At 69.9% G+C, this 9,942-nt stretch carries 6 protein-coding genes and 2 pseudogenes; 5 read left to right on the top strand and 3 right to left on the bottom strand.

Features of this window, described 5'->3' with window-relative positions; all coding sequences use genetic code 11:
• Positions 1 to 323: 323 nt before the first annotated feature.
• Positions 324 to 1,226 carry a hypothetical protein gene (locus tag ACFWYS_RS40500; protein WP_384780753.1) on the bottom strand — a complete coding sequence of 301 codons (903 nt, stop codon included), beginning with the start codon at positions 1,224 to 1,226 and terminating at the stop codon, positions 324 to 326.
• A 178-nt stretch (positions 1,227 to 1,404) separates the two neighbouring features.
• On the opposite strand from ACFWYS_RS40500, the pseudogene ACFWYS_RS40495 reads away from it, so the two are divergent.
• From ACFWYS_RS40495 to ACFWYS_RS40475, 5 genes and pseudogenes are all read left to right on the top strand, one after another.
• Positions 1,405 to 1,707 (top strand): annotated as a pseudogene (locus ACFWYS_RS40495) (maleylpyruvate isomerase N-terminal domain-containing protein); the annotation flags it as partial.
• Between the two features lie 62 nt (positions 1,708 to 1,769).
• Positions 1,770 to 1,906 (top strand): annotated as a pseudogene (locus ACFWYS_RS40490) (IS630 family transposase); the annotation flags it as partial.
• 61 nt (positions 1,907 to 1,967) lie between these two features.
• Positions 1,968 to 2,123, top strand: coding sequence for a hypothetical protein (locus tag ACFWYS_RS40485; protein WP_384780750.1), 156 nt, complete (start codon positions 1,968 to 1,970; stop codon positions 2,121 to 2,123).
• Positions 2,124 to 2,369: 246 nt separating this feature from the next.
• Positions 2,370 to 4,751, top strand: coding sequence for an FxSxx-COOH system tetratricopeptide repeat protein (gene fxsT, locus ACFWYS_RS40480; protein ID WP_384780747.1), 2,382 nt, complete (start codon positions 2,370 to 2,372; stop codon positions 4,749 to 4,751).
• A 336-nt stretch (positions 4,752 to 5,087) separates the two neighbouring features.
• Positions 5,088 to 5,846 carry a phosphotransferase enzyme family protein gene (locus tag ACFWYS_RS40475; protein ID WP_384780932.1) on the top strand — a complete coding sequence of 253 codons (759 nt, stop codon included), beginning with the start codon at positions 5,088 to 5,090 and terminating at the stop codon, positions 5,844 to 5,846.
• A 38-nt stretch (positions 5,847 to 5,884) separates the two neighbouring features.
• Here ACFWYS_RS40475 and ACFWYS_RS40470 read toward each other — a convergent pair.
• Positions 5,885 to 6,744, bottom strand: a protein-coding gene (locus tag ACFWYS_RS40470; RefSeq protein ID WP_384780929.1) for an IS5 family transposase whose coding sequence is annotated in 2 segments (ribosomal slippage) — positions 5,885 to 6,378 and positions 6,378 to 6,744 — 861 coding nt in all. Because the reading frame shifts where the segments join, the coding sequence is not laid out codon by codon here.
• 530 nt (positions 6,745 to 7,274) lie between these two features.
• On the bottom strand, positions 7,275 to 8,504 hold the full coding sequence (locus tag ACFWYS_RS40465; RefSeq protein ID WP_384780744.1) for a helix-turn-helix domain-containing protein: 1,230 nt from the start codon (positions 8,502 to 8,504) through the stop codon (positions 7,275 to 7,277).
• Positions 8,505 to 9,942 lie beyond the last annotated feature (1,438 nt).

Here is a 9,942-nt window from a genome sequence, read left to right as displayed (position 1 = left end):
GCGGGCCCGCCCGCCCCCCCCGCGCCGGCGGGGGGCGGGCGGGTGGGGGTTGGGGGCCGGCCGCCGGCCCCCCCCCCCCCCGCCGCCCCCCCCCCCCCGCCAGTCCCTGGGCGGTCGAGCGGCGCTTGGCCCAGCTCTCCAGCGTCAGCCGCTCAGCCTCCGACAACACGACAGGTTCCAGCCGGGTATCGCCCATCCACGCAGCACAGCGCGAGCGCGCTACCCGCCGCAGCAGCACGCCGCAATCTGACAGAGGGGACGCCTCATGTGGCGACCCACGACCTCAAAACCAGATCACGAGTACGTCCTGCGAGGCGCCGTTCCTAGCGCATCAGCAGTCCCCGCATCCCCAGCCCGTAGTGCACGCGCAGCCGTTGCAGCTCCCACAGGCCCACCGCCGTGACGGAGAGCGGGGCGCCCAGGATGAACACGTACCGGATCACCGTCGGCACGCCCTCGTGGGCGCCGGTGAACATGTCGATCAGTGCCATCTCCCACGCCAACGCCATGATCAGCAGCGGCGGCACCGTCTCGTGGATGTCCGCGGTGCGAAACACGTGCTGGACGGCGAGTCCCACGCCCCAGACAACGAACGGCGTCACCCAGAAGAGGACGAAGAGGGTGAACGCGAGGATGAGGCCCTTCGTCACGGTGAAGTGGCCCTCCACGAGGGGTTCCTGGCCCTCGAAGAACCCTGAGAGCACGATGATCGGGAAGACGGAGGCCGCCGCCATCATGGCCACGATCGCGCCCAAGCACCGCCCCGCCCGGCGCAGCAGGTCCCGTCGCGCCGCCGGAGCGGCCAGGCCGTACAGGACGCCGACGACGACCGGGAGGGTCGCCGCCAGCACGAGGGCGCTGGTCCACGACTTGTCGACCTGCTCGTCCGCCGCATCGCTGAGCTTGGGGGCGAGCTTGTAGGCGTAGGACATCCACAGGAACGCGCCCACGCCGACCAGGGTCCTGATCTTCCGCATCCGCGCCACCTCAGGATCCGAGACGATGCCCGGCCGTGACGGAGTGAAGACCCTGCGCGCGGTGTGGATGGGGCCGATCCGCCGCCGCAGCCGGGTGATCGGCCCGCCCGGCGGCGGCACCGGCGGCCCCGGGTAGGGCGGCTGGGGCTGCGGCGGCACGTAGGGCTGGGGCGGATAGGGCTGAGGTGGCTGCGGCTGGTAGGGCTGCGGCCCCTGGGGCGGCTGTCCGCCCAGGTTCCAGTTGCTCATCGTTCGTCCCCCGATATGCGAGTGTGCGCCGCGATGGGCGCGATCGCCGAGTGTATTGAGCACACAGGGTCCGCGCAGCCCTCGCCCCGGGTCGTGCACCGAACGGCCACAATTATGCAAGCATGCCTGCTTGCTTGCTTGCTTTCTTCGGCGCTGCCATGCCCGAGGGGAGCGTCCCGTGTCCGATCCGACGCCCGTGCTCGACGACCTGCGCGAGGAGAGCGAGGAACTCGACAGGCTGGTGGCCGAGTTGAGCGCCGAGCAGTGGGCGCTCGCCACCCCGGCGCCCGGCTGGAGCGTCGCCCACCAGATCGCGCATCTCGCCTGGACGGACCATTCGGCGCTGCTGGCCGCGACGGACACGGACGCCTTCCACGTCCTGGTGGAGAAGGCGCTGGTGTCGCCGGGCTCCTTCGTCGACGACGGTGCCGAGGAGGACCGCTACGCCGGGACCTACCTCGGCAAACGCGAACTACGCGCGCTGGTCGCCAACCCCCGCCTCCAGGTCTACGAAGACCCGAAGGCGTTCCCGACCTGCAACCACTGCAGCCCTGGCGCACGAAACTTTCAAGATCTCTCCGGACCCGCTGCTGATCGACAAGATCCGTGACGTGGTCGGACTGTATCTCGCCCCGCCGGCGAACACGGCCGTCTTCGCGGTCGACGAGAAACCGCAGATCCTGGATCAACCAGGTCGAGCGGTGGTTCGCGGAGCTGGAACGACGCTGCCTTGAACGCGGCGTGTTCTGCTCACTTGATGAACTGAAGGCCGGGCTCGAAGAGTGGATCAAGACCTGGAACGAACAGGCTGGGCCCTTCAAGTGGACCAAGACCGCCGATCAGATCATCGACCGCATCTGCCGCTACTGCGACAGGATCTCCGGACCGGGACCCTAGCAGATCTACAGCGGGCTATGTCCGATGTCCTTGACCTGCGGTTTTCCTCTGCGTGCTGCTGGGGGACGTCTGGGGGAATCGGCGCCTGTTGCTGGTCTGCTCTGTGTCGTGAAGGGCCGGTGGCCGGGGTGGGTTCGCGGGTACGGTCGGAATGCTGGATCAGGCCAGGTGCGAGGGGTTTTGGTGGTGGGCGGGGAGGCGCGGGACGGGTCTGAGGGCGGGGATCACGTCGACTTCCGTGATGGTGTGTTCACCGGCCCGGTGACGGGCAAGGCCGACCATCACCACTACTACGGGGCGCGGCGGCCTGTAGCGGTGTGGCCGCATCAGGTGGGGGTGATTCCGCCGCGTGCGGGCTGTTTCCAGAGCCGGGCTGAGGTGGTGCGGCTGCGTGAGGCCCTCACGGGTGGGCAGGCCGCGGTTCTGGTCGGGCAGGACACGGTGCGGGGGCAGGTGCTGGCCGGGATGGGCGGGGTGGGCAAGACCCAGCTGGCCGCCGACTACGCCCGCACCGCCTGGCAGGCCGGCGAGCTGGACGTGCTGGTGTGGATCACCGCCGGCAACGCCACCGCGGTGACGTCCGGGTATGCGCAGGCCGCCGTAGAGGTCCTGGGTGCCGATCCCGCCGACCGGGAGACGGCCGCCCGCGCGTTCCTGGCCTGGCTGGAACCCAAGGCGAACACGAGGCAGTGCCGGTGGCTGATTGTCCTGGACGACGTCACCGACCCGGCCGACCTGAACGGTCTGTGGCCGCCGACGGGCCCGCACGGCCGGATCCTGGTCACCACCCGCCGCCAGGACGCTGCGCTGGCCGGCCGTCTGATCAAGGTCGGGCTGTTCTCCGAAGCCGAGTCCCTCGCCTACCTCACCGCCGCGCTCGGCGCACGGGACCGCCACGAGAGCGCCGAACAGCTCACCGCGCTCGCCCAGGACTTAGGACACCTGCCGCTCGCACTGTCGCAGGCCGCTGCCTATCTCATCGACGCCGGCATCAGCGCCGCCGCCTACCGGAGGCTGCTGGCCGACCGAGCCGTATTGCTCGCCGATGCCGCCCCCGAGGTCCTGCCCGACGACCAGAGTCAGAGTGCGGCGGCAGCCTGGTCCCTGTCCGTCGACCGCGCCGACACCCTGCGCCCGGTCGGCCTGGCCCGCTCGATGCTCCAGCTCGCCGCGTTCCTCAACCCCAACGGCATCCCCGAAACCGTCCTGACCAGCACTCCCGCCCTCACACACCTCACCCAGCACCGCACCAAAGGACAGGACGTGACTCCCGCGTCCGTCATCACTGCGGTCGAGGCCGTCGGTGCACTGCGGGCGCTGGACCGGCTCAGCCTCATCAACCACAACCCCGCCACCCCCCACCAGGCCATCCGCGTCCACCAGCTCATCCAGCGCGCCACCCGTGACACGCTCACCCCCGACGAGCACGACCAGCTCGCCCGCACTACCGCCGACGCTCTCACCTCTGCCTGGCCCGCCATCGAACGCGACACCGGACTCGCCCAGTCCCTGCGCACCAATGCCACCGCCCTCATTCGCACCGCCGGAGATGGCCTGTACGAGCCCGGCGCGCATGTGGTGCTGTACAGGGCTGGAAGAAGCCTTGGCGAAGCCGGCCAGGTCACCGCCGCCAAAACTCACTTCCATCGCTTGGCCGAGACCATCAGCCACCACCTCGGCCCCGACCACCCCGACACCCGGACCGCCCGCCACGAGCTCGCCCGGTGGCGGGGGGAGGCCGGAGACGCGGCCGACGCCGTAGCGGCGTACGAGCAGCTGCTGCCCGACCGAATTCGGGTGCAGGGTGAGGACCACCCCGAAACCCTGACCACCCGCCACAACCTCGCCTCCTGGCGGGGGGAGGCGGGAGACGCGGCCGGTGCCGCCGCCGCGTTCGAGCAACTGCTGCCCGACCGAGTTCGCGTGCAGGGTGAAGACGACCCCGACACCCTGGCCACCCGCAGCAACCTCGCCTCCTGGCGGGGGAGGGCGGGAGACGCGGCCGGTGCCGCCGCCGCGTACGAGCAGCTGCTGCCCGACCGAGTTCGCGTGCTGGGCAAAGACCACCCCGCCACCCTGACCACCCGCCACAACCTCGCCCACTGGCGGGGGAGGGCGGGAGACGCGGCCGGTGCCGCCGCCGCGTACGAGCAACTGCTGCCCGACCGAGTTCGCGTGCAGGGCAAAGACCACCCCGCCACCCTGACCACCCGCCACAACCTCGCCCACTGGCGGGGGACTGCCGGAGACGCGGCCGACGCCGCCGCCGCGTACGAGCAACTGCTGCCCGACCGAGTTCGGGTGCAGGGTAAGGACCACCCCGCCACCCTGGCCACCCGCAGCAACCTCGCCCGGTGGCGGGGGAAGGCGGGAGACGCGGCCGGGGCCGCCGCCGCGTACGAGCAGCTGCTGGCCGACCGAGTTCGGGTGCTGGGTGAGGACCATCCCGCCACCCTGGCCACCCGCCACAACCTCGCCCACTGGCGGGGGAAGGCGGGAGACGCGGCCGGGGCCGCCGCCGCGTACGAGCAGCTGCTGGCCGACCGAGTTCGGGTGCTGGGCAAAGACCACCCCGACACCCTGACCACCCGCAACAACCTCGCCTCCTGGCGGGGGAAGGCGGAGTGACACCTAGCGCCTGACGATTGCGGGATCCGACGCCGTCCCCAAGCCTGACGGGCGGGCCGCATGGATTACGGGGTGTTGGCGTACACGTACGGCCCCGCCGCCCCTCTACGGATGCCGCTCCTCACCGCCCTGCACTACGACAGTTTTCAAGAGCGTCGTGCTGCGACGGTTCGCGTCTACTGAGCTTCCCCGCGCGATGTCGCCGACAGGACCGGGCTTGCGAGATGGGGTGATTCCCGTCGCCCAGCGGCGCCCTGCGGTGATCACCATAAATGGGCTGAACGCGGCGGGCTGATCGGACATGCTGGCTTGGTGCACCATGATGAGGAACAGCCGTTGTCCGGCGGGAACGTCAGCACTGGTGTCGTCCGGGTCGGAGATACCGTCCGCCGCCCGAGCGGACCGTGGACCCCCACTGTGCACGCCTTGCTAACCCACCTGTACGAGGTGGGGTACCGGGCGGCGCCCCGCCCGCTGGGCATCGACGACCAGGGGCGGGAAGTGCTGACCTTCGTGCCGGGAAACGTGGTCTGGCCCGACCGGTTCTCCCTGCTGGACGCCGAGCGGCACCTGGCCGACGTGGCGCGACTGATCCGGGACTTCCACGAGGCCGTGCAGGGCTTCACGCCACCGCCCGACGCGCACTGGCAGGTGCTGATCCCTGCCGAGGGCAGCGACATCATCGCCCATCAGGACCTGGCACCGTGGAACCTCGTGGCCGGCGACGAGGGGCAGTGGGCCTTCATCGACTGGGACACCGCCGGCCCCGGCTCCCGCCTGTGGGACGTCGCGTACGCCATGCACGGGTTCATTCCGCTGTCCGCGCATCCCGACTGGCAACGCCCCGACGCCGCAGCCCGGCTGCGGGTCTTCGCCGACGCCTACGGCCTCGACGAGGCCGAACGCCGTCACACGGTCCCTTTGCTGGGGCGCCGAACGCGATCCATGCACGACTTCCTGCGCGACCAGGCCGCCCGGGGCGTCCAGCCCTGGGCGACACTGTGGGCCGAAGGCCACGGCAACGCCTGGCGCAGCGACGCCGAGTACATCGAGCAGCGCGAGGACCAGTGGATGCATGCCCTGCTCGCCGACTAATTCCGGTCTCGGCTTACGGCCCGTACTAGGGTCCGTCTTCAAACGGATCTTGCCCAGAGCAAGAATGACGCGAGTGTGACCGCCGCTTCGTAGGAGGTGGCGGTCTTTTCGTATCGGGTTGCGATGCCGCGGAAGCCCTTGAGCTGGTTGAAACAGCGCTCAACGATGTTGCGTTGGCGGTAGAGCTGCCGGTCGAACGCCGGTGGTCGCCCGCCGCGGCGGCCGCGGTTTTGCCTGTGTCGCTGCTGGTCGGTCTTCTCCGGGATGGTCTGCGCGATGCCGCGTCGGCGCAGGTAGGCGCGGAAGCCTCGGGAGCTGTAGGCCTTGTCCGCGATGACTTGGTGGGGCCTGCAGCGTGGTCGGCCCGGGCCCGTGCGCGGGACCCGAACGCGTTCCAGGAGGGGGCGTGCGCAGATGCTGTCGTGGCGTTGGCCAGGTGTCACCAGGATCGCGAGAGGCCGCCCGCGACCATCGCAGGCGAGGTGGATTTTGGTGGTCAGACCTCCTCGGGATCGACCGAGGGCGTGATCGTCCGGTTCGTCCGGCCTGTTGATCCCCCTTTTCGGCCGGTGGCGGCGGCGTGCTGGTGGGCACGGACGATGGTGGAGTCGATCTGGACGAGCCAGTCGATGTCGCCGGCCGCGTCCGCACGGGCTTGGATCTGCTGAAGGGCCCGGGTGAACACGCCGTCCAGGGCGTAACGGCGGAAGCGGGTGTAGACGGTCTGCCATGGGCCGTAGCGTTCCGGCAGGTCGCGCCAGGAGATCCCGGTCCGGATCTTGTAGACCATCCCGTTGATGACCTGTCGGTCCGACACGCGCGGCCGGCCGGTCGCAGCCCGCGGTATCAGCGGAGCGAGTAACTCCCACTCCTGATCGGTGAGTTCATGACGGCGTATCACCTCACCATGATCCAACACCGATGATCTTTGAAGACGGACCCTAGTGATCTCTCACCTGGTGACGCTGGGCGACCGGAGCTGACCCAGCTCGCAGGCCGTTCTCGGTTGACGACATCACGCGCGGAAGCTCAGTAAGGGTTACAGAGGCTTCGTGGATATCGTCGGCGACCTAGCCCTCACGAGGAGACCGCTGCGGCAACCGTGAACCCCCGGCCCCTACCGGCCGTATGCGAGCCCAGGCGAGCCCCACCCACCGCACGAGACGGACGGCGAGGGGGATCGTGGCCCGCTCAGGGGGCAGGTTCGTACGTCACCGACTGGCCCCGACAGCCCGAAGCCTCGCCGTCCAAGGCGGCCAGCTCGGCGTCGTCAACGGCGAGGCTCCAGCGGAGTTTCGTGCCCACCCGCTCGGCGATGTACCGGCAGTGCGCATCGGCGGCGGGCGGCAACCATCGGCGAAGTGGTCCTGCCTCGGCGGGACGGCAGCCGACCTGGTGTCAGGAGTAGAGGTTCTCGGGCCCTGGAGGTCATCGGCCGTCCCAGTGGGTGGCGCCGCGGATGGGGGCGGCGAGGCAGCGTCGCAGGAGGGGGGGATGGTGGGGGCGTGGGGGGCCGAAGGCGCCCCTGAAGGCGGTGAGGAGTTCCTCAAGGCGGGCGCTCGGCGGCGGGGTTTCCGCGGGTGCCCTGACGGCCGGCGGCTGGGGGGCAGTGTTGGGCTCCGGGGCAGGGGTCACGGGGGTTTCGGCTTCCCAGAGCGGTAAGAAGTAGGCGGGTTCGCCGTCCAGGAGCTGCACGAGGCGCTGGACGTCGGGCCATTGGCCGGTCGTGGTGCCGGCGAGCAGGTCGGTGATGAGGTCCTGGTCCAGCTCGCCGCCGCTGGTGACGGCGATGGCCCAGGCGGTGGGGCTGCCCGCGCGCATGTGCAGGTAGCGCAGGGCGGCGGCGAGGGAGACGGGACGGGGTCCGTCGCGTCGGGCGTTGGAGGCTTCGTAGACGCGGCGCAGGACTTCGGGGTCGGCGCCGCAGGCACGGGCGAGGTCCTCGACCTTCTCCCAGGCCGGGAAGCGTTCGCCGGACATGATCCGTGACAGATAGCTGGGGGACATGCCGGTGCGTCCGGCGAGGCTTCTGAGGCTGAGTTTGGAGGCGCGCTGGAGGCTGCTGAGGACGGTGGCCAGGTCCTGGCTCGCTAGGAGGGGCCGGGCGGGCGGGCCGGCCGGGGGTGGGGCAGTGTGGGAGCGGCGGTCGGCGCCGTCGCCGGTGCTGTCCGGGTCGGCGGGCGCGAGAGCTCCGGAACTGGGGGGCCGGGGCGGTGCCAGGACGGGGCGCTGGGGTGGGAGGCTGCGTCGGGCGGGCAGGGACCACTTCTTGCGGGCGGTGTCCTTGTTCATGCCGAGCAGGTTTCCGATCCGTTCCCAGGAGGTGCCGCGCTGTTTGGTTCTGGCCACCATGTTCGGGGTGAGGTGTTCGGCCAGAACCTGCAGGCGGACCATCTGCTCCAGTGGCTCGTCGGGCTGGGCGCACGGGTCTTCGAGGGCGAGAAGTATCTCCCGTGCCTTGTCGGTGATCTGGTTGAGCTGGATCCGCAGGGCCTGGTCGAACTGCTCGGTGTCCTGCGGCAGCGAGGGCGTATGGCGCTGCCGGTGTGCGGCCTGACGGCATTTGGTGCTGCAGTATTTTCCGGGTCGGCCAGTGGCTTGAAGTTGCCGTGGCGTGCCGCAGTGGTTGCAGGTGGGGTGCGAAAAAGTGTTCCCCATCGTGGCGTTTTCCCTTTTCGGTGACTTTCCCGGGCGACGAAATGGGGATCGTCGCCCGGGATTTGTGACGAAGAGCGGTACGTGTGCATCCGTTTCGTGCCTCGGATGCGGGCGGATCGCGATCAGGGCCGACGGGTCGTCGGCCTGCGGATCATGAGGACACGGGAGGCTCTCCGCGCCGGGAACGCCAGACCATCATGGCCCAGACCGCCAGGGTGACCAGGGCTGTTGCCAGTTCCATCGGGCCAGGGGAGATCGGAACGACGACGAGTACAGGAGTGGCCGCCGCCACCGGGGTGTGCGGTGCAGCGGCGCTGTTGCCGGGTGTTGCCTCGGTGTTGACGGGCGTGTCGCCCTCGACAGCGGCGCTGTTATGGTCATGCGCGGACCGACGCCTGAGGCGTTTGAGGCCGCACTCGAAGGGGGATCCAGACAAGGGCTTCTCCTAGATCGAGTTGCTGTGGAGCGCGGACCCGGGGCCTGGTAAGCGCGGGTTCGCGCTCCGTGACTGTAGTGACACCCTCCGCCCGGCGCCATTCGGTCAAATGCCCACATCTGCAGTACAACGCGGGACTGATCGGACACTTTCGTAGGCATTGCACGGGCAATCAGCTTGCTTTTCGTATCTCTTTCCGAAAAGAGCCCGCGCATCTGCCGTGATCTTGGTATTCCCGTGCATCCGCTCGCCCTTGATCTGCGCGTATGCAAACACCCGCGCCGTCATGCCGCCCGGCTCAGGGGCCGCCGCAGGCGTCCAGGATGCGCGCTCTTGGTCACGTTCCAGACCGATCCTTGACCGGGCGGGTCCGCACCATCGCGACCGCAACGCAGATAGGCCCGCATGCGCCCTGCGGAACCTCACGCCCGGCTCTGCGCCCGCAACCGTCCCGGACGGAGTCACCAGGCAAGCGCCCGCGGTGCCCCAGGGGGCGGTGCAGGCAGGTGAGTTGGCCAGCAATATCCGTGTTCAGGCGCGTCCGCGGAAGGCCGTACGGAAGACGAGCAGTGCCCAGAAGCGAGCGCCGTCGTAGGGCGAGGAGGAGCCGCACTGCTCATGGTGGCCCACGTCCATCCCTCCCGTTCGCTGCCCTCGATGGCCGCCGACAGCAGCTGCTCGTGCGCCTCATATGCGGTCTCGGGGTGACTCACTGACCGCGTCCGCTAAACTTGATCACGAGCTGATCGCCGCAACTCAGGGCGGCAGCTCCTGCGTTGGTGGTCCAAGGAAAGACGCCCCGCTTCCTGCGGGGAAATGCAGGTGCAAGGCCTGCCCGGCGCTCGATCACGGGGCGCGGGGGGGGCGGGCGCGCCCGCGGGCCCGGGCGGGGGGTGGCGGGTTGGCTCGCCGGCGAGGGGGCCACCCTGGGCGGGATGGTGGTCCTGGTTAAAAAGGTGGGGATGACCAGCCCGGAACGGTTCGACGCGCGCAGCGTCGAGA

This window comes from Streptomyces sp. NPDC059010 (assembly GCF_042740355.1).
GTDB lineage: Bacteria > Actinomycetota > Actinomycetes > Streptomycetales > Streptomycetaceae > Streptomyces.
This window is presented reverse-complemented; position numbering and strand designations above follow the sequence as displayed.